At 72.7% G+C, this 22,043-nt stretch carries 22 protein-coding genes; 13 read left to right on the forward strand and 9 right to left on the reverse strand.

From position 1 onward, the window contains the following. Positions 1-49 precede the first annotated feature (49 nt). The gene (locus AC07A6_RS23355) at positions 50-1,297 is read left to right on the forward strand and encodes a transglycosylase family protein (RefSeq protein ID WP_478778374.1); all 1,248 of its coding nucleotides are present in this window, start codon (positions 50-52) and stop codon (positions 1,295-1,297) included. 68 nt (positions 1,298-1,365) lie between these two features. On the opposite strand, the gene AC07A6_RS23360 is transcribed toward AC07A6_RS23355, so the two are convergent. Further along, positions 1,366-2,595 carry a zf-HC2 domain-containing protein gene (locus AC07A6_RS23360; RefSeq protein WP_362467655.1) on the reverse strand — a complete coding sequence of 410 codons (1,230 nt, stop codon included), beginning with the start codon at positions 2,593-2,595 and terminating at the stop codon, positions 1,366-1,368. Then, on the reverse strand, positions 2,592-3,170 hold the full coding sequence (locus AC07A6_RS23365) for a sigma-70 family RNA polymerase sigma factor (protein ID WP_007265652.1): 579 nt from the start codon (positions 3,168-3,170) through the stop codon (positions 2,592-2,594). The genes AC07A6_RS23360 and AC07A6_RS23365 overlap by 4 nt, the downstream gene beginning before the upstream one ends. Positions 3,171-3,461: 291 nt before the next feature. On the opposite strand from AC07A6_RS23365, the gene AC07A6_RS23370 reads away from it, so the two are divergent. Together AC07A6_RS23370 and AC07A6_RS23375 are read left to right on the forward strand one after the other, a co-directional pair. Then, entirely contained in the window at positions 3,462-3,977 is a 516-nt protein-coding gene (locus tag AC07A6_RS23370; protein WP_478778375.1) for an EF-hand domain-containing protein, read from the forward strand. A gap of 133 nt (positions 3,978-4,110) precedes the next feature. Next, positions 4,111-5,079 (forward strand): Imm49 family immunity protein, encoded by a 969-nt coding sequence (locus tag AC07A6_RS23375; protein ID WP_386272702.1) that lies wholly within the window; start codon positions 4,111-4,113, stop codon positions 5,077-5,079. A gap of 42 nt (positions 5,080-5,121) precedes the next feature. On the opposite strand, the gene purU is transcribed toward AC07A6_RS23375, so the two are convergent. Both purU and AC07A6_RS23385 read right to left on the reverse strand, forming a co-directional pair. After that, the gene (gene purU, locus AC07A6_RS23380) at positions 5,122-6,009 is read right to left on the reverse strand and encodes a formyltetrahydrofolate deformylase (protein ID WP_362467662.1); all 888 of its coding nucleotides are present in this window, start codon (positions 6,007-6,009) and stop codon (positions 5,122-5,124) included. Positions 6,010-6,023: 14 nt separating this feature from the next. Further along, entirely contained in the window at positions 6,024-6,470 is a 447-nt protein-coding gene (locus AC07A6_RS23385; RefSeq protein WP_362467690.1) for an SCO4402 family protein, read from the reverse strand. 196 nt (positions 6,471-6,666) lie between these two features. Between AC07A6_RS23385 and AC07A6_RS23390 the strand changes: the two genes are divergently transcribed. After that, positions 6,667-8,085, forward strand: coding sequence for an ABC transporter substrate-binding protein (locus tag AC07A6_RS23390; protein ID WP_478778376.1), 1,419 nt, complete (start codon positions 6,667-6,669; stop codon positions 8,083-8,085). Positions 8,086-8,106: 21 nt separating this feature from the next. On the opposite strand, the gene AC07A6_RS23395 is transcribed toward AC07A6_RS23390, so the two are convergent. From AC07A6_RS23395 to AC07A6_RS23405, 3 genes are all read right to left on the reverse strand, one after another. Further along, positions 8,107-9,627 (reverse strand): hypothetical protein, encoded by a 1,521-nt coding sequence (locus AC07A6_RS23395; RefSeq protein ID WP_478778377.1) that lies wholly within the window; start codon positions 9,625-9,627, stop codon positions 8,107-8,109. Between the two features lie 56 nt (positions 9,628-9,683). Continuing rightward, entirely contained in the window at positions 9,684-11,384 is a 1,701-nt protein-coding gene (locus AC07A6_RS23400; RefSeq protein WP_478778378.1) for a hypothetical protein, read from the reverse strand. A gap of 250 nt (positions 11,385-11,634) precedes the next feature. Next, complete coding sequence (locus AC07A6_RS23405) at positions 11,635-13,017, reverse strand: transcriptional regulator (RefSeq protein ID WP_478778379.1); 1,383 nt, start codon at positions 13,015-13,017, stop codon at positions 11,635-11,637. Positions 13,018-13,237: 220 nt separating this feature from the next. Between AC07A6_RS23405 and AC07A6_RS23410 the strand changes: the two genes are divergently transcribed. The 8 genes from AC07A6_RS23410 to AC07A6_RS23445 all read left to right on the forward strand — a co-directional run bounded on the left by AC07A6_RS23410 (position 13,238) and on the right by AC07A6_RS23445 (position 19,588). Further along, the gene (locus AC07A6_RS23410; protein ID WP_362467670.1) at positions 13,238-13,918 is read left to right on the forward strand and encodes a bifunctional DNA primase/polymerase; all 681 of its coding nucleotides are present in this window, start codon (positions 13,238-13,240) and stop codon (positions 13,916-13,918) included. A 145-nt stretch (positions 13,919-14,063) separates the two neighbouring features. Then, positions 14,064-14,900: an ABC transporter ATP-binding protein gene (locus AC07A6_RS23415; RefSeq protein WP_478778380.1), complete on the forward strand. Its 837-nt coding sequence runs from the start codon at positions 14,064-14,066 to the stop codon at positions 14,898-14,900. Further along, entirely contained in the window at positions 14,897-16,540 is a 1,644-nt protein-coding gene (locus AC07A6_RS23420) for a transporter (RefSeq protein ID WP_478778381.1), read from the forward strand. The genes AC07A6_RS23415 and AC07A6_RS23420 overlap by 4 nt, the downstream gene beginning before the upstream one ends. 456 nt (positions 16,541-16,996) lie before the next feature. Further along, positions 16,997-17,239 carry a hypothetical protein gene (locus AC07A6_RS23425; RefSeq protein WP_478778382.1) on the forward strand — a complete coding sequence of 81 codons (243 nt, stop codon included), beginning with the start codon at positions 16,997-16,999 and terminating at the stop codon, positions 17,237-17,239. Between the two features lie 39 nt (positions 17,240-17,278). After that, positions 17,279-17,599 carry a hypothetical protein gene (locus tag AC07A6_RS23430; protein WP_478778383.1) on the forward strand — a complete coding sequence of 107 codons (321 nt, stop codon included), beginning with the start codon at positions 17,279-17,281 and terminating at the stop codon, positions 17,597-17,599. Between the two features lie 22 nt (positions 17,600-17,621). Continuing rightward, positions 17,622-18,068, forward strand: coding sequence for a hypothetical protein (locus AC07A6_RS23435; protein WP_478778384.1), 447 nt, complete (start codon positions 17,622-17,624; stop codon positions 18,066-18,068). Beyond that, positions 18,069-18,500 carry a hypothetical protein gene (locus tag AC07A6_RS23440; protein ID WP_478778385.1) on the forward strand — a complete coding sequence of 144 codons (432 nt, stop codon included), beginning with the start codon at positions 18,069-18,071 and terminating at the stop codon, positions 18,498-18,500. Between the two features lie 35 nt (positions 18,501-18,535). Further along, positions 18,536-19,588 (forward strand): hypothetical protein, encoded by a 1,053-nt coding sequence (locus tag AC07A6_RS23445; protein ID WP_478778386.1) that lies wholly within the window; start codon positions 18,536-18,538, stop codon positions 19,586-19,588. On the opposite strand, the gene AC07A6_RS23450 is transcribed toward AC07A6_RS23445, so the two are convergent. Next, positions 19,585-19,995, reverse strand: coding sequence for a contact-dependent growth inhibition system immunity protein (locus tag AC07A6_RS23450; RefSeq protein WP_478778387.1), 411 nt, complete (start codon positions 19,993-19,995; stop codon positions 19,585-19,587). The genes AC07A6_RS23445 and AC07A6_RS23450 overlap by 4 nt on opposite strands. A gap of 20 nt (positions 19,996-20,015) precedes the next feature. Next, positions 20,016-20,984 carry a GlxA family transcriptional regulator gene (locus AC07A6_RS23455; protein ID WP_478778388.1) on the reverse strand — a complete coding sequence of 323 codons (969 nt, stop codon included), beginning with the start codon at positions 20,982-20,984 and terminating at the stop codon, positions 20,016-20,018. A gap of 123 nt (positions 20,985-21,107) precedes the next feature. Between AC07A6_RS23455 and AC07A6_RS23460 the strand changes: the two genes are divergently transcribed. Then, positions 21,108-22,040 (forward strand): NADP-dependent oxidoreductase, encoded by a 933-nt coding sequence (locus tag AC07A6_RS23460; protein WP_478778389.1) that lies wholly within the window; start codon positions 21,108-21,110, stop codon positions 22,038-22,040. Positions 22,041-22,043: the final 3 nt, after the last annotated feature.

Here is a 22,043-nt window from a genome sequence, read left to right on the forward strand (position 1 = left end):
GGGGCCCTCGCCGCCCCGCCGCCGCCACAGACATCCCGAGGACACCGTCATGAGCTCCGCCGCCCGCAAGAAGTCCGTACTGCTCGCCACCGCCACCGCCCTCCTCGCCCTCGCCGCCCCGCTCGCCACCAGCACCGCGGCTTCGGCCGCCTCGGTCGCCACCTGGGACAAGGTCGCCCACTGCGAGAGCACCGACAACTGGAGCATCAACACCGGCAACGGCTACTACGGCGGCCTCCAGATACTGAAGAGCACCTGGGACGCCTACGGCGGCAAGCAGTACGCCGCCTACCCGCACCAGGCCACCAAGCAGCAGCAGATCCTCACCGCCGAGAAGATCCTCGCCGGCCAGGGCGCGGGCGCCTGGGGCAGCTGCGGCTCGGCCGCCGGACTGGCCTACGACCACGCCGACCCGTACCCGTCGGGCCCCACCTACCCGAGCCCGTCCTCGCTCGCCGACGGCACCCTCGTGAAGTCCCCGAACGGCCCCGCCGTGAAGGTCATGATCAAGGGCGCAGGCGTCCCGGTCGCCGGTTCCGACGTCACGCCCGACCACTACGACCTCGGCAAGATCGTGCTGATCGAGGACTCGGCGTTCAACGCCCTGCCCTCCGCCCCGCCCGCCGGCACGGTCGTCCACGACCAGGCCGGCGGCCCGAGCCGCTACGTGATCATCGCGGGGGCGGCCCTGCACATCGGCGCCGGCGACTGGACCGCCAACGGCTACAACACCCTCCCCGACATGGGCGTCCCGACCGCCTGGCTGCAGGCCGCCGCCGCGAAGGCCCCGGCCAACGGCACCGTCGTCATGGACCAGTCCGGCGGCCCCGCCCGCTACGTGATGGTCAACGGCACCGCCGTGCCGATCTCCGGCGCCGAGTGGACCGCGAACGGCTACAACCAGCGCCCCGAGATGGGCGTCCCGACGAGCTGGCTGGCCGCCGCGGCCGCGAAGCAGCTGGTCAACGGCACCGTCGTGAAGAAGGCCGACGACCCCACCGTCTACGTGATGGCCGGCGGCAAGGCCGTCCCGCTCACCTGGTCCGACTTCACCGGCCTCGGCTACGACAAGCGCCCCCTGGAGGTCATCCCCGGCACCTGGCTCGGCACCGCCGTCGCCAAGACCGCCCCCGCAGACGGCACCATGCTCCTCGCCCAGGGCAACGCCACCGTCTGGCAGGTCAACGCCGGCAAGAAGCGGGCCATGACCGCCGACGAGTTCGGCCCCGGCAAGCTCAGCTTCTCCGACGTCGTCAGCGTCCCCGCCGCCCTCATCACCGGCCTGCCGACCGCCTGACGCTCCCCCGCCACCACCCGTACGCGGCTCCGGACCACCGGAGCCGCGTACGCGTACGCCCCCGCCCGCTACAGCCGGCTCAGCGACGCCGCAGCGAAGAGCACGTCGCGGATCGCCTCCCGGTCGCCGGTCTGGCCGACCGCGGCCTCCTCCGGGGAGATGTGCCCGGCCGCCAGCTGGCAGAACTCAAGGCCGTCCAAGGCGACTTCCGCCACCGTGTGCTCCCGCGAGGGTTTCGCGGCCGGGGAGTCCAGGGCGATGTCCCAGCCGCCCCCGCCCGCGCCCTCGATCTCCAGGTGCAGGGTCCGGCCCGGAGCGCCCGCCGCGACCAGGCCGCGGGCCGGCGCCGCCAGGCCCGAACGGCGCCTGCCCGCCAGGGCTCCGGGCAGCAGCCGGGCGGCGAGGTCGATCATCCGGTGCAGGTGCGGCCCCGAGGGCGGCTCGTACGGGTAGTCCACCGCCTCCGCGATGTCCCAGGCGTGCACCCAGCACTCGAAGGCCCGCTCCAGGAAGGCGTCCCCCAGCGGCAGCGCGAACCCGCCGTAGTCCACGGACAGTTCGGCCACGCCCCGGCCCGCGAAGGACACCGTACGGACCAGCGTGTGCCCCTGGGCCCGCCAGGGCTCGCGGACCTTGCGGGTGACCGGGTAGGGGGAGGAGTTCCAGAAGTGCTCGGTGCGGTCGGCCGGGCCGCCGCCCGGCGGCGCCCCGGACCCCAGCGGGTCGTCCAGCCCCAGCGCGGTCGCGATCATCCCGTCCACCGTGAGCAGGTGCCCGATCACCCCCGCGACCGTGGTGCGGTGCGTGCGTCGGCGTTCCTCCTCGAACCACTTCAGCCGCACCGGGGTGTGCCACTCCGAGTCGCCGAAGTCCCGCAGCAGCGCGTCGAGGCGCGCCGTCTCGGTGTCGTACGGGTTCGCCCACACCGGTACGGGGATGCGGGCGGGCCGCTTGCCGAGGCAGTCCTCCAGCACCCGCGAACGCAGCAGCGGCTTCAGGTCGAGGCTCTCCTCCGGGTGCAGCAGCCCCACCGCGTCGCGCAGCCGCAGCGCCTCCTCGGCACAGGGCGCGCACTCGGTGAGGTGGTCCTCGACGGCCTGGGTCTCCTCCGCGGAGCAGGCGGCTAGCGCCCACGCGCCGAGCAGGGACTTCAGCACGGCGTGCGAGGGCGGTGCGGGCGGCAGGGTCTCGGGGGCGTTCAGGTCGTCACCGGCCGCGCGGGGACCCGGTATCCGTGCGCGACCGCCCGCCCGCTGCTCGTACGCGTCGTCGGGGGTGTCTTCGGAGGGTCCGGTCATCGGGGCGTTCCGTATCCGCGTGGGCCGTATCCGGGCGGGGCGGTGTCCTCCCGGGGGAGGACGTTGGCGGTCGACAGCAGCTGGAGGCCGAGCCGCAGCCGGCGCCGCGCCTCGTCCTCGCTGATCTGCAGGTCGGCGGCGGCCTGGCGGTAGTCGCGGCGCTTGAAGTACGCCAGCTCCAGGGCGGCCCGCAACGGCGCCGGCATGGAGGTGACGATGTAGTCCGCGCGGGCGGCCGCGTTGGCGCTGCGCACCTTCTGCTCCAGTTCCTCGCGCGAGCCGCGGCCCAGTTCGGCCTGGCGCAGCCGGGCGACGGCCTGGCCCTGCGTGATCCGGGCGACCCAGGAGCGCATGGAGCCCTGCTTGGGGTCGTAGGCGTCCGGGTTCTCCCAGATGTAGCCGAAGACCTCGCGGGTGATCCGGTCCGCGGCCTTCTCGTCGCCGAGGACCCGGTGGGCCAGGCTGTGGACCAGCGAGGCGAAGCGGTCGTAGAGCTCCCCCAGCGCCGCGGCCTCACCGCGGGCGAGGCGCTGCTGCATGCGACGGTCCCAGCGCGGTGGAACGTCCTTCGCCATCGTGCCTCCAACCGTGTGTCGACCCGTCAAATGTAGTGGGCAACGGATGGAACGCGCCGGTTTTGCGAGAACCTCCCCCCGGAAGCGGGACCGTCGTGCTAAGCCGCGTCCCGGGTCAGCGCGTGGGCACACGCGTACGCGCCCCGGCGCGCTCCCCGTGCGCGGGTTCGATGCGGCCACCTCCTTGACCGCTTCGCTTAACGCGCAGGCCACGAAGGCCTTACGCTCCTGCCTGTCTTGATCTGAACCCCGACCGCAGCCCCAACGCACACGTGAAGGCGGAAGCCGAACATGGACAGCGCAGAGTACGAGCGCAAGATCGCCGCCCGATTCGCCACCTTCGACCAGGACGGGTCCGGCTATATCGACCGGGAGGACTTCAGCACGGCCGCGAAGGCGGTGCTGGCCGAATTCGGTACGGCCGCACGCTCGGAGAAGGGCCAGGCCGTCTTCAACGGAGCCGAGGCGTTCTGGCAGGGAATGGCCGGGATCGCCGACGTGAACGGCAACCAGCGCGTCTCCCGCGAGGAGTTCGTCACCGGCGCGGCGAAGCGGCTGCGGGACAACCCGGAGCGGTTCGCGGAGATCGCCCGGCCGTTCCTGCACGCCGTGATCGCCGTCGCGGACGGGGACGGCGCGGGCGCGAGCCCCTCGGCGGCGGCCCGCGTGCTGCGCGTCCTCGGCACCGAGCCGGGTCTGGCCGCCCAGGTCGCCGCGGCCCTGGACACGGACGGCGACGGCCGCATCTCGGAGGACGAGATCCTGACCGCCTTCGCCGGCTACTGCGGCGTCGACCCCGACGCCTGAGGCCCGGGCCCCCGGGCCCGGCACCTCCTCGGCACCCCCTCGTCACCAGCCCGGGGCCGTCACCCCGGGCACTGTCCGAGCGCGCTGATAGCGTGCCGCCACCAGCCGGAACGATCACGGGAGGCGGCTCGGCATGCAGGACGTACGGGAAGTGGAACGGCACTCGGTGGGCGAGGAGCGGACGGCCGGGGCCCTCCAGGACATCGTCCTGCGGACCCTGATGCGCCACGGCCGCCTGGAGACCGACCCGTCCCCCGAGCGGCTGCTGAGCCTGGCCGAGGAGATCCTGGACCACGTCGCCGCCCGCACCACCGAGGGCGGACGGCTCGGCGAGGAGGCCCGCACCGCGCTGCACACCGCCGCGGAGTGTGCCATGGGCGCCCTGTCCGTCGGCTGCTGGCCGAACGGCGACCAGGAGGTCCCGCTCCCGCTGATCGGCGAGACCCTCAGCAGCGAGGACCTCGACTTCGCCGCCGCCGTCACCGCCGCCCCCACCGCCCGGACCTGGCTCCACGCCTTCGAGACCGCGGTGGTCAGCGGGCTGGTGTGGAACTGGCAGAAGGTCTTCGGCCTGCTGCTGCGCAACGACTGCGCGCCCGCCCTCCACAAGGGGGTGCCGCACTCGCCCCACGCCTCGCACTCGGAGCCCGGGGACCTCGCCGCGATGGACGCCCTGTGCGGCTACCTCACCCAGAGCACCAGCCACCTGCCCAGCGGCTGGCCGACCGTGCCCCTGTGCAAGCCGGACGCCGCCACCCGCGCCGCGGCGGCCGCCGCCCTGGACGCCGCCGGCCCCCTGACCGCGGACCAGCGGCTGCTGCGCGTACTCCTCGACGACGACCGGGCGGCCTTCGAGGCGGCCCTCGCGGACCGGCTCACCGCCCACCGCGAGAGCGCGCGGGCCGAGGCCGACCCCGCGCCCCGGACCCTGCTGCCGCTGGGCCCGCTGGCCCTGGCCGCCCTCGCGGTCCAGACGCACCAGTGGGAGCTCGGCGTCCGCTCCGGCTACCTGCCGCCCGAACTGCTGGGCTTCACCGACGCGATGGGCCTGGCCGGCCGCACCCAGGTGAACGGGCTGGGCGGCTGGGTCGCCGCCGGGTAGGCGCGGCCCGGGGCGCGCCGCGGGGCGCGCCCCTGCCTCCGGCTACGCGAAGACGACGGTCCGGGAGCCGTTCAGCAGGACGCGGTGCTCGCTGTGCCACTTCACGGCCCGCGCCAGCGCCTGGCACTCCACGTCGCGGCCGATGGCGACGAGCTGGTCCGGGGTGACCTCGTGGCCGACCCGCTCGACCTCCTGCTCGATGATCGGGCCCTCGTCGAGGTCGGCCGTCACGTAGTGGGCGGTGGCGCCGATCAGCTTCACACCGCGTGCGTGCGCCTGGTGGTACGGCTTCGCGCCCTTGAAGCTCGGCAGGAAGGAGTGGTGGATGTTGATGATCCGCCCGCTCAGCTCCTTGCACAGGGTGTCCGACAGCACCTGCATGTAGCGGGCGAGCACCACCAGCTCGACGTTCTGCTCGCGCACCAGCTCCAGGAGCCGCGCCTCCGCGTCCGCCTTGGTGTCCTTGGTGACCGGGATGTGCACGAAGGGGATGTCGTACGAGCCGACCAGCTCGGCGAAGTCGGTGTGGTTCGAGACCACCGCCGCGATCTCCACCGGCAGCGCGCCGATCCGGGAGCGGAACAGCAGGTCGTTCAGGCAGTGCCCGAACTTCGACACCATCAGCACGATCCGCATCCGCTCGTCGGAGCGGTGGATCTGCCAGTCCATCCGGAAGGAGTCGCCGATCGCGGCGAAGCTGGCGCGCAGCTTCTCCACCGTCACGGCGGGCTCGGCCTCGAAGTGCACCCGCATGAAGAAGAGCCCGGTCTCCCGGTCTCCGAACTGCTGACTGTCCACGATGTTGCAGCCGGTCATGAAGAGGTAGCTCGACACGGCGTGCACGATGCCCTGCTTGTCGGGGCAGGAGACGGTCAGGACGTACTGGTCCTGGGCCTGGGGCCGGGCCTGGGGCTGTGGGTCTGCGCTCATGACGGCACAGCCTTTCACACCGCGCGGGTCAGCGTTTTCAGCACGTCGACGGAGGCCGGCCGGTCGTCCGGGTCCTCCCCGTCCGCCACCGACATCCGTACGTGCGCCTCGCGCGCCGCCCGGACCGCCTCGGGCCAGTCCTGGTGGCCGAGGTACGCGGAGACGTGGGCGTCGGGACCGACCTGGTGCAGGATCCGCAGCACCCGCAGCACGGCGAGGTCGACCAGGGCCGCCTCCTGCGCGTCGCGGAAGATCGTTCCGACGTACTTGTCGGCGGACCAGCTGTCGAGCCAGGTGTCCTCGACGAGCCGGTACACGGCGTCGGTGACGTCGCCGTACCCTTCGGCGCCCGCGACCCAGACCTCCTCCTGGAACAGCGGGTCGGAAAGCATGTGCAGCGCCGAGCGCACGTTGCTGCGCCAGCGCCACCACGGCATGTCGTTGAGGGGCATGCCGCCCATGGTGGAGGAGCGGCCGCCGCGGCGGGAAGAGTTCTTCGAACCTTGGGCGAATGTCACGCTTTCGATCGTACGTTCCCGACTGGTGCGATCTTGAAGCACCTGCACGTGACCGCGCCCCTGCAATTCACCTCGACGTCACCGTTTGTTGTGTCCATCTCATCACCGAGTTACCCGCGGGGCGGAAGGGTCGGTGGACATGACCAATCACCGACGCGCAACTGCCCTGTCCCGCCTGCTGATTACCGCGGTGACGGGCGCGTGTCTCACCACTGCGTGCGGGGTGGTCCCCGGTGGCTCGGGGGGCTCCGGGGACTCCCTCACGGTCATGACCTTCGCGCCCATCGGAACAAAAGCGACCAATATGGCCGGAATGCCGGGCATGGCCAAGGCCTACGAACGGTGGGTGAACGCCAACGGCGGCATAAAGGGCCGCAAGCTGCGCGTGATCACCTGCAACGAGAAGAACACCGCCACCGGCGCCGCCGACTGCGCCCGCAAGGCCATCACCGAGAAGGCCGTAGCCGTCGTCGGCTCCTACAGCCAGCACGGCCGCGCCTTCATGGCCCCGCTGGAGGCCGAGGGCATCCCGTTCATCGGGGGCTACGGGGTCTCACCCGAGGAGTTCCAGAGCCCCCTGTCCTTCCCGGTCAACGGCGGGCAGCCGGCGCTGCTCGCCGGGGCCGGCCACCAGCTCGGCAAGGCCTGCTCCCAGGTCTCCCTGGTCCGCCCGGACACCCTCGCGGGCGACACCATGCCGGTCCTGCTGAACGCCGGACTCAAGACCAACAACAGCCCGGAGGCCTCGGACATCCGCGCCGCCGAGGACTCCGCCGACTTCAAGCCGCAGGCCCGCGAGGCGCTGACCGGCACCCCGTCGGCCCCGGCGGCCCCGTCGACCCCATCGACCCCATCGACCCCATCGGCCCCTTCGACCACACCCGCCACGACCTCACCCTCCACCCCCTCCGCATCCGCTTCCCCGTCCAAGGACCCCAAGCCCGCGAAGGCCCCGGCCGCCGACAGCGCCAAGGACAAGAGCTGCGTGACGGCCGTCCTCGGCGAGCGCACCGAGATCTTCTTCGACGCCTTCCGCCGCGTCGACACCCAGCGCAAGACGCAGATCTCCTCCGTCCTCGGCAGCATCAGCCAGGCCCTGGTGGACCGCACCGGCGGCAAGGAGAGCCCCTTCGAGGGCGCCTACGTCACCAGCTGGTACCCCGTCTCCACCGACCCCCTGTGGGCGCCGATGCGCAAGGTGATCTCCGAGCAGGCCTTCGGCGACGACACCGTGGACCCCGACGACAGCGGCGCCCAGACCACCTGGATCGCGTACAGCGTCCTCAACCAGATCGTCCAGCGGTTCAAGAGCAACGAGGAGATCACCGCCCGCAAGCTCACCCGGGCCCTCAACCAGTCCCCGGGCGTCCAGACCGGCAACCTCACCCCCGAGCTGAGCTGGCGCTACCAGGACATGCGCGCCGTCGCCGGGTTCCCGCGCCTGGTCAACGGCCGGGTCAGCTTCCAGACCGTCCAGTCGGGCCGCCTGGTCGCCCAGCTCGGCGAGCAGAACCTCGACATGACCCCGACCCTGGAACAGGCCCCCCGCTCGGCCTGACCCGGGCGGGGCGGCCGTCCGTCAGAGCTGGGTCTTGTCCCGCTTGGTGAGTCCGTACTTGGCGGCGATCGTGTTCCACATGGTCGCCGCCGACTCCTTGGCCTTGGTGGCCTCGGCGCTGGACTTGTTGCCGTCCTGCGCGTCGTCCGTCACCTTGGCCTTGCCGTCCTTGTCGCCCTTGCCGTCCTTGTCGCTGCCGCAGCCGCCCTTGTCGCGGGCGACGTCGTCCGCCCAGTCCGCGTAGCTGTTGTCGGCGTCCGCCGAGGCCTTCCACGCCTTGGTCAGGCTCGCCGAGAGGCGGGCGTGGTTCGGGAGCAGATCGGTCTTGAGCTCCTGGAGCCGGGTGACCAGCCCCTCCCGCTGCTGGGCGGCCTCGCGCAGGTCCTGGGCCGCCTGCGTCAGGTTCTTGCAGTCCTTGATGTCGTCCACGGCCTTGATCACCGTGGTCCGGCTGTCGCTGGCGTCCTCCAGCAGCTTGTCGAGCTGGACGGCCTGCGGGCGGGCCGGGTCCACCGCCTCCTCGCCCGGAGCCGCGCCCGAGTTCGCGGAGCCGCTGGCGGCGGGGGCCACCGCGCCCGGGTCGGTGTTCTGGGCCTTGCCGTCGCTGAGCAGGGCACCCACCCCGAGCCCGGCCACGACCAGCCCGAACACCGCCGCCGCGATGACGGCCGGCGGGATCCGGCGCGCGGGCGCGGGCGGCGGGGGCGGGGGCGCGTACTGCTGCTGAGGCCCGTGCCGCTGCGGCGGGGCGGGCGGCGGCATCCGGCGCGGTCCCGGGTCCTGGACCGGCGGCAGCTGCTGGGTGTGCCCGGCGGCATCGGGGTCGCCGTCGGCCCGGAACAGCGCGTCGAACCCCTCGGCGGCGCCGGCCGCGGGGGCCGCTGCGGCGGGGACGGGCGGGATGTACTGCGTGGCCGCCTCGTCGACGGCGCCCGGGACCTGGGCGATGTGCTGCGTGGCCTGCTCGTGCAGCCCGGCGGCCGGCACCGGCGGGATGTACTGCGTCGCCGCGTCACCGACGCCCGCCGCCGGGACGGGCGGGATGTACTGGGTGGCCTGCTCGTGGGGTGCCGCCTGCACCGGGGCGATGTACTGCGTGGCCTGCTCGTGGGGCGCTTCCGGGCCCGCCTGCACCGGGGCGATGTACTGCGTCGCCTGCTCGTGCGGTGCCGCGGGGCCCGCCGGGACCGGCGGGATGTACTGCGTCGCCGCGTCCGGCAGCGGCGGGTAGCCGTAGCCGTGCGGGTCCCCCGGCCCCTCGAAACCCGGGCCGACGACGTGGCCGGCCGGCGGCGGGTACCCGTACGCGGGCTGCCCCGGCTGCGGCGGCGGCTCGTACGCGGACTCGTACGGCCCGGCGTACTGCTGCGCGGCCGGCGCCGCCTGCGGGTCCTGCGCGGCCGGATACCCGTACGCGGGCGGCGTGCCCCACGCCTCGCCGGGCTGCGGCCCCGGCTGCTGCGGGTAGCCGGGAGCCGGCACCGGCTGCGCCTGATGCGGCGTCCCGGGCTGGGGGACGCCCCCTTGTCCGTTCTCCGTCACCGGGACTCCTTCTGCCTTCTCCGACCGGCCCGAACCCACGGAACCGTCGCATCAAGCTACCGCTCCTTTCGCGATTGGCCAGTGTTGGCCGAGTCACGACAAGCCGGATCGGTGATCCGGTGACCCCGCGAACGGTCTTCGGGGTCGGGGAACAGCGCGAGCTGGTCACCTCGGCACTGTCGAGTCCTACCGCCCCGTACGGGCGCGCTCGCAGTCCGGGGTGGGCTCGTGGTCCCGCGTGGCCTGGGCATGGATACGGTCTGGCCGGTAGCTCTCCGCGAAGCGATCCTCCGGTCGCTCGCGGTCACACCTGGCCGACGCCGGACCCTGTGTCCCAGGCCACGCCTGCCGATGGCCACCGCCGCCGAGTGGTGGCGTGTGACCGTGGTCTTCTTACTGGTCTCCTGGAGCGGGGTCTTCCAGTACCTCTCGCCCCAGACGCTGGTATAGGCCGGGTCGACGGCGATGACGACGAGGCCGGCGTGGAAGGCCATGCCGCGCAGCCGCTCCCGGAACCGTGCGGTGGGGATGCCGACCACGGTCCTGCGGAACTTCTTGCCGCGTTGGCCTCGGCCCATCCGCTCGCGGCCGGTTGACCGGGCGTCGTCGAAGTTGAGGTTCTCCACCACGATCCCCGCGCAGTCATGCTGCCTGGCGAGCGCGATGAGCTGGCTGATCGCGTCCCTCAGGCGCCCGTCCCGCTGCGATACGGAGCCGACCAGGTCAAGTGGGATGGTGTGGGGCCGGCCGATCGGGTTGCCGTGCCGGTCGAGTACCCAGGCGGCCAGGTGGTCGGCATTCAAGTCGACACCGACCATCCGCTCGCCCAGCTCCCGGATCTCCGCCGGAGTAGGCAGCACGGCCGTATCGGCGGACCAGGACACATCGAGGTACCACCGGTCTCGCAGAGGGTCACGCACGAAGTCGTATCGCACCGCCCTGTTCGCGGTCACGCGGTCCAGCCACTCGTCCCGGCGGTGCGAGAACTCCACGGTGCAGGACAGCCGATATCGACCCCGAGGCTGGTTGGCCAGGTACCGAAGCGGCTCAGGAAGAACGATCGTCACACTCCCGTCGTTCGGGTCGACGCAGATCGTGTAGTTCCCGAACGGCGCACCGGACTCGCCATCAGCGGTGAGGAACAGCCGCTCAGCGTCCCACCGCTCACGCCACTGTTCCCCCGTGAGCTGGGCCTGCTCCAAGTTGTGGCGGACCCTGGCCAGACGTCGCCCGCCAACCACGATGCCCGGCCGACCGGCTCGGATGCGGTCCTCGACGCGAACGAGACGCGCATCAAGGATCTGCAGACGCCGCTGCTTCTGAAACCGCTCGTCGCGGTTGTGGTAGCCGCGGACCTTGCCCGTCTTGGTACCGCACTCAACGCTCAGGCGCCGCGTGATCGCGCGGATGGCACGCCGCAGACCCGACGCCTCGTCGTACAGACACCGCAAGCTGAGCTGGTACTGGTCCTCGGTCGCCCTGGTCATGGAACCGGCCATGCGGGACGACGAATGCTTCGTCAGCTCACGCTTCCGCTCAGTGCGCTGATTGTCCTTTGCAGGCACCTTGCCAATCTCGACGCGGCGGGCCAGATCGGCCCGCTGATGGTGGCCCAGATGCCGGCCGACCAGCGTGAGGACCTCGAAGTCAGCATCGGTGCCATGCACGCGGTCCCGTATTCGCGCACCGGACGGGGCGGCGACGGTGAACGGGGCAGCAAGTACGCGAAGTCGCTTACCCCGCTTCTTGCGCGCCACTGACTGCCCTCCTCCCACATCGACGAGATCACCCTCTCGCCCCTATACAGGCGACTCCTACAGCTCCGGATGGCAGACGGTGGACCTGCCGTCCTTCGCCGAGCGCTACCGGAAACGAGGTGACCACCGCCAGCATGTTCCCCACCAGCTCCGATTCCCGCTAAACATCCAGGTCTTCATCCGTACCAGCGATTTCCGGCCGCGCATCAGAGGCCTGGCAGCATCACACCCTGTAGGATCCCGGCACCCGTCAGGCCGCCCGGATCTCCAGCCTCGCCCCGAACTCCCGGACGGCCGGTTCCTCACGGTACGGCTCCAGCCGCGCCCGGAAGTCGTCCAGGTACTCCGCGCCCCGCCGCGAGCGCAGCGAGCCCAGCAGTTCGGCGGCCTTCGTCGCCGTCTGGCAGGCCTGCTCCACCTCACGCTGCTGCACCTGCGAGGCCGCCAGCAGCAGCAGCCCGATCGCCCGGCGGCGCGCCTTCGTCTCGGGCAGGTGGCGCAGGGCCTCCTCCGCGCGCCGGCCCGCCGCGTCGGCCTGCCCGAGGTCCCGGTGGCAGTGCGCCAGCTCGTCCGCCAGGTAGGCCTGGTCGAAGTGGCGGATCCACACCGGGTCGTCCCCCGACTCCGGCTCAGCCCGCTCCAGCGCCGTCACCGCCCGGCCCGACAGCACCGCCGCGGCCCGGGCGTCGCCCAGCAGCGCGTGTCCGCGCGCCTCGGCGGCGTAGAACATCGCCTCCACCCGCGGCGTGACCTGCCCCCGCGTGCCCTCCTGCGCGGCCCGCGCCAGCTGCGCGATCTCCCGCGGGTTGCCCAGCTCGGCGGCGAGGTGGCTCATCGACGCCGCCAGGACGTAGCCCCCGTACGCGCGGTCACCCGCCGCCTGCGCCATCCGCAGGGCCTGGATGTAGTAGCGCTGGGCCAGACCCGGCTGCCCGGTGTCCACCGCCATGTAGCCGGCCAGCTCGGTGAGCCGGGCCACCGCCGCGAACAGGGCCCGCCCGACCGGCTCCCGGTACGAGCCCGCGATCAGCCCCGAGACCACGGAGTTGAGGTAGTGCACCACCACCGGCCGCACGTGCCCGCTGCCGAAGCGGTGGTCGAGGTCGGTCAGGGCCTCGGTCGTCGCCCGTACCGCCTCCACGTCCGGCATCCCCACCCGCGCCCCGCCGCTGCGCGCCACCTGCGGGTCGGCGCCGGTGATCAGCCAGTCGCGGCTCGGCTCGACCAGGGCGGAGGCCGCCACGCTCGACCCGGAGAGGAAGTCGCGCCGCCCCACGTCGCTGCGCCACAGCTCGCAGACCTGCTCGATGGCGCCGATGACGGTCGGGGAGAACTGCAGGCCGACCCCGGAGGCGAGGTTCTTCCCGTTGGCCATGCCGATCTCGTCGATGGTGACGGTCCGGCCCAGCTTGCGGCCGAGGGCCTCGGCGATGATGCCGGGGGCCCGGCCGCGCGGCTGCTGGCCGCGCAGCCAGCGGGCGACCGAGGTCTTGTCGTAGCGGAGATCGAGGCCGTGCTCGGCCCCGCACATGTTGACGCGCCGTGCGAGCCCGGCGTTGGAGCACCCGGCTTCCTGGATGAGCGCCTGCAGCCGTTCGTTCGGCTGGCGCGCTACGAGAGGCCTGGCTGCCATGAAAACCCCCTGAGGCCGCGGGTGATCGTTCGAATGATCACTTCCCGCCTGAAGTGCCGAGAATCTTCCGCTCTGCGACGTGTCGTTACCCAGTGACCGCGCCCCGCCCTCCCACGCGCCCCCGCCCGTGCACCCGTGCGCCCCGTATGCAGGATCGATGCAGCGCCCACCGGCTGGTTTACGCCCGTAACCCGCCGTGCCCCGGGGAGTTGTGAGGGGCGTGGAAGAGACCATCACAGTCACGGAGACCGCCCCCGTCCCCCAGCAGCGCGGCGACCAGCTGCTGGACCATGCCGTGCGGTACGTGGAAGAACGCCACTGGGACGTCTTCGCCGGCACGTGGCTGGAGCCCGGCGACGGCCGGGAGGTGTGCTCCTGCGGGGTGGCCGACTGCCCGGCGCCCGGCGCCCACCCGTCGGTCAAGGACTGGCAGTCGCTGGCCTCGGGCAGCGCGGTGGGCGTGCGGCGGATCTGGGGCAAGAACCCCGGCGCCTCCATCCTGATGCCGACGGGCCGCACCTTCGACGCGCTCGACGTACCGGACTCCGCCGGGTTCCTGGCCCTGGCCCGGCTGGAACGCCACGAGCGGACCCTGGGCCCGGTCGCGCTGACCCCCGACCACCGGATGCTGTTCTTCGTACTGCCGGGCGCCGGCGCGAAGGTGCCGGACCTGGTGCGCAAGCTGGGCTGGCTGCCGCACGCCATCGACCTGGTCACGCGCGGCGAGGGCCAGTACGTGGCCGCGCCCCCGACCCGCTTCGGCGGCAAGGGCCCGGTGCAGTGGGCCCGCAAGCCCACCCCGGCGAACCGGTGGCTGCCCGACACCGAGGAGCTGATCGACGCCCTCGCGTACGCCTGCGGCAGCGAGGCGGCCGCGGCCCGGGGCCGCCGCAAGGCGTAGGGCCGCCGCCGGGGACGGCTGACATGCGCGTCCGCGCTGACAAACGTGCCCGCGAGTTCATGACATTCGTAACTGCCGGTGCCTCTCCCCCTCCTCCTATCGTGAGGAAAGTACGACCACGGGGAACGGAACGAGAGGCAGGCGCATGCCGGACCAGGGTTATGCGGCAGGCGGTACGGACGGCGGGACGGGTGGTGGCGCGCGATCCGCGCAGCCCGCGGCCGCCGTACGCGTGGAGGGGCTGTGGAAGCGCTTCGGCGAGCAGGTGGCCGTCGCGGGCATCGACCTGGAGCTGCCGGCCGGCCGCTTCGTCGGCCTCGTCGGCCCCAACGGCGCGGGGAAGACGACCACCCTGTCCATGGTGACCGGGCTGCTGCGCCCGGACATGGGCCGGGTGATCGTCGCCGGACACGACGTGTGGACCGACCCGGTCGAGGTCAAGAGCCGCATCGGCGTCCTGCCCGAGGGCCTGCGCATGTTCGAGCGCCTCTCGGGCCGTGAACTCCTCGGCTACATGGGCCGGTTGCGCGGCCTGCCGGGCGAGGAGACCGACAAGCGGGCCACGCAGCTGCTGGACGTCCTCGACCTCGCGGGCTCCCAGCACAAGCTGGTCGTCGACTACTCGACGGGCATGCGCAAGAAGATCGGCCTGGCCGCCGCACTGCTGCACAACCCCGAAGTCCTCTTCCTGGACGAGCCGTTCGAGGGCGTGGACCCGGTGTCGGCGCAGACCATCCGCGGGGTGCTGGAACGTTACACCGCGTCCGGTGCGACCGTCGTCTTCTCCTCCCACGTGATGGAGCTCGTCGAATCGCTCTGCGACTGGGTGGCCGTCATGGCGGGCGGGCAGATCCGCGCCGCCGGCCCGCTGGCCGACGTACGGGGCTCCGCGCCCTCCCTCCAGGAAGCCTTCCTCGAACTCGTCGGCGCCCGCGACCACGCCGCCGGCGACTCCCTCGACTGGCTCGGCGGCGCACGATGACCGCCACCACCGCCACGGCCGCCGCCACCGGAGCCCCTGCCTCCTCCGGGGCGTCCGTCACCAAGCTGTTCGTCCAGCTCAAGCTCTCCCTCATGCGCAACGGCCTCAAGGGGTCGTCGAAGCGCAAGGCCGTGTGGATCGTCAGCCTGGTGATCTCGCTGCTGTTCTCCCTCCTGGTCACCCTGGGCCTGGCCATGCTGCACGGCCACGTCCACGCCGGGACCGTCGTCGTCCTGCTGGCCGCGATCCTCGCGCTCGGCTGGACCGTGATGCCGCTGTTCTTCCCGACCGGCGACGAGACCCTCGACCCGAGCCGGCTGGTCATGCTGCCGCTGCGCCCGCGTCCGCTCGTACGGGCCCTGCTGGCCTCCTCCCTCGTCGGCACCGGCCCGCTGTTCACGCTCTGCATCGCCGCCGGCTCGGTGGCCGCGGTGGCGCACGGCGCGGCAGGCATCACCGCCGCCGTGATCGGCGCCCCGCTCCTGCTGCTGGGCTGCGTGGCCCTCGCCCGCGCCGTGGCCACGGCGAACGTACGGCTGCTGTCCAGCCGCAAGGGACGCGACCTCGCCGTGCTCAGCGGCCTGCTCATCGCGATCGGCGCCCAGTTCGTCAACTTCGCCAGCCAGAGCCTGTTCAAGCAGGGCGGCCTCACCGCGCTGGAGCCCGTCGAGGCCGTCGTGCGCTGGCTGCCGCCGGCGACGGCCGTCGGCATGGTGGACTCCGCGAGCCGCGGCTCCTACGGCGTGGCCGCCGCCCAGCTCGCCCTGACCCTGGCGGCCCTGGCGGCCCTGCTGTGGTTCTGGGAGCGCAGCCTGACCAGCCTGATGGTCACCCCGGACGGCTCCACCCTCGCGGCCGCGAAGCCCGAGAAGGACCGCGGCGGCGCCGGCGGCTTCTGGTCCCTCCTGCCGGGCGGGCGCACCGGCGCGGTCATGCAGCGCACGCTGCGCTACGCCGTCCGCGACCCGAAGACGAAGTCGGCCTGGGTGTCCTCGCTGGCGGTCGGCGCGATCGTCCCCGTCTTCAACGCCCTGCAGGGCACCGGCTCGGTCTACCTGGCCTGCTTCGGCGCGGGGATGCTCGGAGTCCAGATGTACAACCAGTTCGGGCAGGACACCTCCGCCTTCTGGATGGTCGCCCAGACCATCTCCTCGCCGCGCGACGCGTTCGGTGAACTGCGCGCCCGTGCCGGTGCGCTGGCGCTGGTCACCGTCCCGTACACGGTCCTCGTCACGGTTGCCACCGCCGCCCTGGTGGGCAACTGGTCGGGCTTCCCGGCCGCCCTGGGCCTGGGCCTCGGCCTGCTGGGCTCGATGCTGTGCACGGGCGCGCTGGCCTCGGCGTACTTCCCGTACTCCATCCCGACGGAGGGCGCGTTCAAGAACGTCGCCCCGGGGCAGGGCGGCCTGGCCTGGCTGGGCATCGTCGGCGGCATGGTGTCGTCCGCGGTGATCTGCTCCCCGGTGATCGGCCTGACGGTGTACATCAGCCTGGCCGACGACCCCGGCGCCCTCGGCCTCCTCGCCCTCCCGATCGGCATCGCCTGGGGCCTCCTGGCCACCTGGGCGGGCCTGCGCCTGGCGGCCCCGGCGGTCTTCCGCAAGCTCCCGGAGATCCTGACGGCGGTCAGCAAGGGCTGACCCACCCCACCACGACCCCTGCACGGCCCCGAGGGGGCGACGGGCCAACCAGCCCGTCGCCCCCCTCGCTCACCCTTCGTCAGCCCCCGCACGAGCCAGTGGCTCACCCCTCGGCATCGGACGCATCAACGCCCGCCACCACGTCCTGGCCGGAGCCGCGCACGGCCGGTCATAATCACCCGAAATCCGTTCCGGGGGGAGGGAGCGGAACGAGTCGCGGGTCGGCGCGGGTGGCGTCTGGCGGGCGGAGCGATCGCGAGGGGAAGAATGGTTGCCACGCACAAGTACCGGTTCATGCGGGGCGGTATCGGCCTTGCTGCCGACGTCTCGGCACGCACTGAGGTTTTCGCATCCGCCCCAACCGGCACCCTTCACATACACAGAAGACTGCACCTGAGGCTGCCGACGGGGCACGTCAGCTGGAAGGACGCGGCCTGGCTCTCCTTCGGGACGTCCTTGCACGCCGAGAGCCTCGCCCCCGCGGATGCCGGCCACCTGGTCATCGCCGTCGAGTCCCTCGTCTACCCAGGAGCCGACTACCGGGCAGAGGTGGCCGCTCTGGCCATCGACGGCTGGGTGCACCAGAACATGGGCGTCCCCGCGTGCGGAATCTCGGTCGACCACGACCGGGAGCGGCATGAATTCACCTTCGACTGGGGGCCTGGTGTGATTCCCTTCTGTGATGATCTGCCCGGCTGAGGGGGCGGCGCGAGGGACGGGAGCAGAACGGTGGCCGGAGTGGGCGTACAAGCCGAGCAGCTCCTGCCGATCCTGCGGGGCCTGGTCTCCGAAGTCCCGCATGAGCGGGAGCTGGCCGCCGATCAGGTAACGGACTGGGTGGGGAGCTATTCGGAGGCCGAGGGGCGGGTCCTGGCCGCCGTCCTGGCCATCGCGGCCTGCTCCGAGTCCGACGCCACCGCGCTAGAGGCCCAGCTCAACGCCATCCTTGCGCTGGGCGCGCTCGCGGACGAGGGCTCCGTGTCGTACCTGAAGGAGCTCGAAGGGCGTCCGCTCCCGGCAGACCTGTCCGAGTACGTCCACGACATCCTGCACGAGTGACCGAGAGCAGCCGGAGTACCCCGTGACCACACCACCGAGCTCCGGCCCGGAACGGCTCCGCGCCGATCGCGGTCTGCGCGCCAAGGCGATATTGAGCAGCTACGCGCCCCTCTTCTGGTTCCGGCATCCACTTGAGCGGCACCCCCGATTCGGGTATCTCCAGATCGCGCACCTGGGCTGGAGGTTCGCCGAGCCCCACGACGAGTTCATGCCCGTCTTCGAAGCCGCGGCGCGGGACGCCCCTCGCCATGTCGACTGGGAGTTCAAGGCCGTCAGGAACTGGCTCATCCTCCCCACACGGCTCACGGAGGAGACGCGGAGGAACGGAGACAACTTCGTCCACGCCAAGGTCACGGTCGACGAGGACCAGGAGTACTGCCTCGCCGCAGCACAGGACATGGAGCTGATCCTGAGCCAGCTCACGTCATCCTCCCCGAACCCCGACCTGCTCGGAGAGATGAGCGACTGAATGCGAACCGGTGAGGACGGCCTTCTCCAGCTCATCAGGAGCAGCGGCCTCGGGGTGGTCGCCGTCCACGGCAACGGGCCCGGGCCGTCCGTCGAGGCGGCCTGGCGGGCCGTGGCGGGATTCGGTGTGGAGCCCGTGGCGGCGTTTCCCCTGGAGGCGGATCGCGGAGGGGTGCACCGGGTGTGGCTCCGGCATGCCAGTCAGGCTGATGTCCTCGATGACGAGGGGGTCTTCCTCCTCACGGCGGTCGTGACCGGCAGCTCGGCGGTCGGGTGGGTGCGCGTACGGCTGACCGGCCGTGCCGATGTCTCCCGGCTCGTCGACGACCAAGGGCGGATCGAGTTCATCGCGCGGTCCCTGTCCGGGCACCGGATCTGCGGGATCACCGCCGAGGAGTACGAACACTGGGTCGTCAGCCTGGATCTGGCGTAACCCCCGCTGTCAGTGGGGGCCGTTAGCTTCGGGGTATGTCGATCACCGCACAACTGCGCGACTCGGTACGGCTGCCGGGTGGGGAATCGCTGGTCAACGGCTTCGCCTTCGAGGGGCGGTACGGCGGGGCCCGGCGGGCCCTGTTGCGGGGTGGGGGCCGGCTGGAGGTGTACGACCTCGACCGGCTGTTTGGCGGGGAGGCCGAGGCCGTCGCCGGGTTTGCGGTGCCCTGGGCGGGGTGGGAGCACGGGGGGCATTCCGTGAGTCCCGACGGGGCGTTCGCCGTGTTCTCGGGGCAGCGGGCCGTGCGGGCCGTCGGGGTGGGCGGCGAGACCTTGTGGGAGTACCGGCACGGGTGTTGGGGGCCCGAGCTGGGGCATCCGCACTCGGGGGACGAGCAGGAGGTGTGCCGGGGGCTGGAGCACGGGTCGTGCCGGGTTTCGGACGACGGGCGGGTCGTCTGGGCGCATGTCGTGGGGGATGAGGACTGCCTGGAGTACTGGGTGGTGCTGGACGCCGCCGACGGGCGGGAGCTGGCGCGGCTCCCGCTGGACAGTGCCACCGCCGGCTCGCACCACCTCTCGCACCCCGACGGGATCCACATGGGGCTGTCCATCGGCATGGGCCAGGACGGGATCCTGCTGCACTGGGCGCGCTGGGACGGCGAGCGGCTCACCGCCTGGGACCTCAACGAGACCATGGACCGGATCCTGGCGGACGTCCACCCCGGCCACCGGGGCTACCTCACCGTCGAGCACTACGGCGCGGACCTGCGCCTGCACGCCCTGGACGGCGACGCGCTCGCCACCGCCGTACCGGAGGCCGAGGCGGAGTCGGAGGGGTACTGGGACTACGGCTGCGGGTTCGTCGACGCCGGCACCGTCATCGCCTCGACGGTCGACGGCGCCGAGGACCCGGACGGGGCCGGCCACTGGCTGCTGGACGCCCGCTCCCTGGAGGTGCGCGGGCAGGTCACCTACCCCGACGGGCCCGCCACCGGATACGTACGCCCCCTCGGCGACGGCACCTGGCTCACCTACGACGGCAGGACCGGCACCCTCGACCGCTGGAGCACCGGCATCCCCTAGGCCGTGAAGGCGGCGACGGCCTCGGCGGTGTCGCGGGGGAGGTCCGCCACCGCCGGCGCCGGCAGGGCGGTGATCGCCGCCCTGAGGTCGGCGTGCAGGTCCGGGAGCACCGCCCAGGCGGTGGCCGGGGCGCGCACCGCGGCGTGGAGGAGGTCGCCCTCGTGGAAGTACGCGTCCAGCAGCGGATCCGCCAGCAGCAGGCGTACCGCGAGGGGGAGGACGTACGGCAGGGCCACCTGCTGGGAGAGCAGCGTGCGCAGGTCCGCCGGGCGGAGTTGCCGCAGGGGGACAGTGCGGAGCCCGTGCACCGTGCGGACCAGGGACGTCGCGTCGGCCTCGGGCCGGCCCCAGCGGGGCGGGTCGAGGTCGTCGAGCGTGCGGCCGAGGTGGAGGAGGCGGTCGTCCATGGCCCGGACGATAACGGGCGTCAGGGCGTGGCGGTGGTCCTGAAGGACTGGCGGTAGGCCGTCGGGGAGACGCCCAGGGTGGCCGACAGGTGTTGGCGCAGCGATGCCGCGGTGCCGAAGCCCGACCGGGCGGCGACCTGGTCCACCGGGAGGGCGGTGGTTTCCAGGAGGCGGCGGGCGTGGTCCACGCGGCGTTGGGCCAGCCACTGGCCCGGGGGTGTGCCGACCTCCTCCGCGAAGCGGCGGCAGAAGGTGCGCACGCTCATCCGGGCGTGCTCCGCCAGGCGCGCCAGGGACAGGGGCTCGTCCAGGTGGTGCAGGGCCCAGGCGCGGGTCGCGGCGGTGGTGGCGGCTTCCGGTTCCGGCATGGGGCGTTCGATGTACTGGGCCTGGCCGCCCTCCCGCCACGGCGGGACCACGCACAGCCGGGCCACCCGGTTGGCGACCTCGCTGCCGTGGTCGCGGCGCACGAGGTGCAGGCACAGGTCGACCCCGGCGGCGACGCCGGCCGCCGTGAGGACCCGGCCGTCGTCGACGAAGAGGACGTTCTCGTCGACCTCGACCTCGGGGAAGGCCCGCTGGAAGTTCCGCGCCTCGTTCCAGTGCGTGGTGGCGCGCCGGCCGTCGAGGAGCCCCGCGGCGGCGAGCACGTACGAGGCCGTGCAGATCGAGACGATGCGGGCGTGGGGCGGGAGGAGGGCGAGGGCGGTCGCCAGTTCGGCCGGCAGCCACTCCCGCGATCCGTCGACGCCGCAGGTGAACGGGGGGATGACCAGGGTGTCGGCGGTGCGCAGGGCTTCGGCGCCGTGGGAGACCGTGATGCCGAAGTCGGCGCTCGTGGTCACCGGGGCGCCGTCCAGGCTGCAGGTGACGACCTCGTAGAGCGGTGCGCCGTCCGGGCCCTCGGCCGTACCGAAGATGCGGACGGGGATGGTCAGTTCGAAGGGGTAGACGCCCTCCAGGGCCAGGACTGCGACGCGGTGCACCATGGCAAGATTCTTTCAGATGGTGGCATTCTTGCCGCTCGTTCGGGTGGGTGCGGTGGGGAAACCTTGATCTCCGGAAGGGTCGACGGGGCCGAAAGGGGCCCCGCGGAGAACGGGGACGGCAGCATGCGCGCAGTGGCTCAGGACGGGTTCGGCGGGCCCGAGGTGCTCGGGGTCGTCGAGGTGGAGCGGCCGGAGCCCGGGCCGGCCGAGGTGCTCGTACGGGTCCGCGCGGCCGGGGTGAACCCGACGGACTCGTGGCACCGGGCCACCGGCGGGCTGGCCGGGGAGCCGGTGCGGCTCGGCTGGGACGTGTCCGGGGTCGTCGAGGCGGTCGGGATCGGGGTCACCACCCTCTCCCCGGGCGACGAGGTGTTCGGTATGCCCCGCCATCCCGTGCCGGCGGGCACGTACGCGGAGTACGTCACCTCCCCCGCCCGGCACCTGGTCCGCAAGCCCGCCGCGCTGAGCCACGTACAGGCCGCCGCGCTGCCGCTGGCCGCGCTGACCGCCTGGCAGGCGCTGGTGGACACCGCCGGCGTGCGCTCCGGGCAGCGGGTGCTGGTCCACGCCGCGGCGGGCGGGGTCGGCCACCTGGCCGTGCAGATCGCCAAGGCGCGCGGCGCGTACGTGATCGGTACCGCCCGCGCCGTGCACCACGAGTTCCTGCGCGGGCTCGGTGCCGACGAGCTCGTCGACTACACGGCCGTCGATTTCGAGAGCGCGGTCGAGCCCGTCGACGTCGTGGTCGACGCCGTCGGCGGGGAGTACGGGCCGCGCTCGCTGCGCGTCCTGCGCCCCGGCGGGATCGTGGTGTCCCTGGCCTCCCCGGCCGAGGCGCGGCTGGCGGAGGCGGCGCGCCCGCTGGGGGTGCGCGCCGTCTTCATGGCCGTGGAGGCCGACCAGGCGGGGATGCGGGAGATCGCCGCGCTGGTGGAGGCCGGGCGGCTGTGGCCGGAGGTCGCCGCGGTGCTGCCGCTGGAGCTGGCCGGCGAGGCGCACGAGCTGAGCGACGGCCGCCGGACGCGCGGCAAGATCGTCCTCACCGTCGACGAGTGAGCG

This window comes from Streptomyces sp. NPDC044002 (assembly GCF_056434525.1).

Bases quoted from the DNA above. Each gene is read 5' to 3' on its own strand.
- AC07A6_RS23355 (WP_478778374.1), top strand. From the start codon at position 50: ATGAGCTCCGCCGCCCGCAAGAAGTCCGTACTGCTCGCCACCGCCACC.
- AC07A6_RS23360 (WP_362467655.1), bottom strand. From the start codon at position 2,595: ATGACCGGACCCTCCGAAGACACCCCCGACGACGCGTACGAGCAGCGG.
- AC07A6_RS23365 (WP_007265652.1), bottom strand. From the start codon at position 3,170: ATGGCGAAGGACGTTCCACCGCGCTGGGACCGTCGCATGCAGCAGCGC.
- AC07A6_RS23370 (WP_478778375.1), top strand. From the start codon at position 3,462: ATGGACAGCGCAGAGTACGAGCGCAAGATCGCCGCCCGATTCGCCACC.
- AC07A6_RS23375 (WP_386272702.1), top strand. From the start codon at position 4,111: ATGCAGGACGTACGGGAAGTGGAACGGCACTCGGTGGGCGAGGAGCGG.
- purU (WP_362467662.1), bottom strand. From the start codon at position 6,009: ATGAGCGCAGACCCACAGCCCCAGGCCCGGCCCCAGGCCCAGGACCAG.
- AC07A6_RS23385 (WP_362467690.1), bottom strand. From the start codon at position 6,470: ATGGGCGGCATGCCCCTCAACGACATGCCGTGGTGGCGCTGGCGCAGC.
- AC07A6_RS23390 (WP_478778376.1), top strand. From the start codon at position 6,667: ATGACCAATCACCGACGCGCAACTGCCCTGTCCCGCCTGCTGATTACC.
- AC07A6_RS23405 (WP_478778379.1), bottom strand. From the start codon at position 13,017: ATGGCAGCCAGGCCTCTCGTAGCGCGCCAGCCGAACGAACGGCTGCAG.
- AC07A6_RS23415 (WP_478778380.1), top strand. From the start codon at position 14,064: ATGCCGGACCAGGGTTATGCGGCAGGCGGTACGGACGGCGGGACGGGT.
- AC07A6_RS23420 (WP_478778381.1), top strand. From the start codon at position 14,897: ATGACCGCCACCACCGCCACGGCCGCCGCCACCGGAGCCCCTGCCTCC.
- AC07A6_RS23440 (WP_478778385.1), top strand. From the start codon at position 18,069: ATGCGAACCGGTGAGGACGGCCTTCTCCAGCTCATCAGGAGCAGCGGC.
- AC07A6_RS23445 (WP_478778386.1), top strand. From the start codon at position 18,536: ATGTCGATCACCGCACAACTGCGCGACTCGGTACGGCTGCCGGGTGGG.
- AC07A6_RS23450 (WP_478778387.1), bottom strand. From the start codon at position 19,995: ATGGACGACCGCCTCCTCCACCTCGGCCGCACGCTCGACGACCTCGAC.
- AC07A6_RS23455 (WP_478778388.1), bottom strand. From the start codon at position 20,984: ATGGTGCACCGCGTCGCAGTCCTGGCCCTGGAGGGCGTCTACCCCTTC.
- AC07A6_RS23460 (WP_478778389.1), top strand. From the start codon at position 21,108: ATGCGCGCAGTGGCTCAGGACGGGTTCGGCGGGCCCGAGGTGCTCGGG.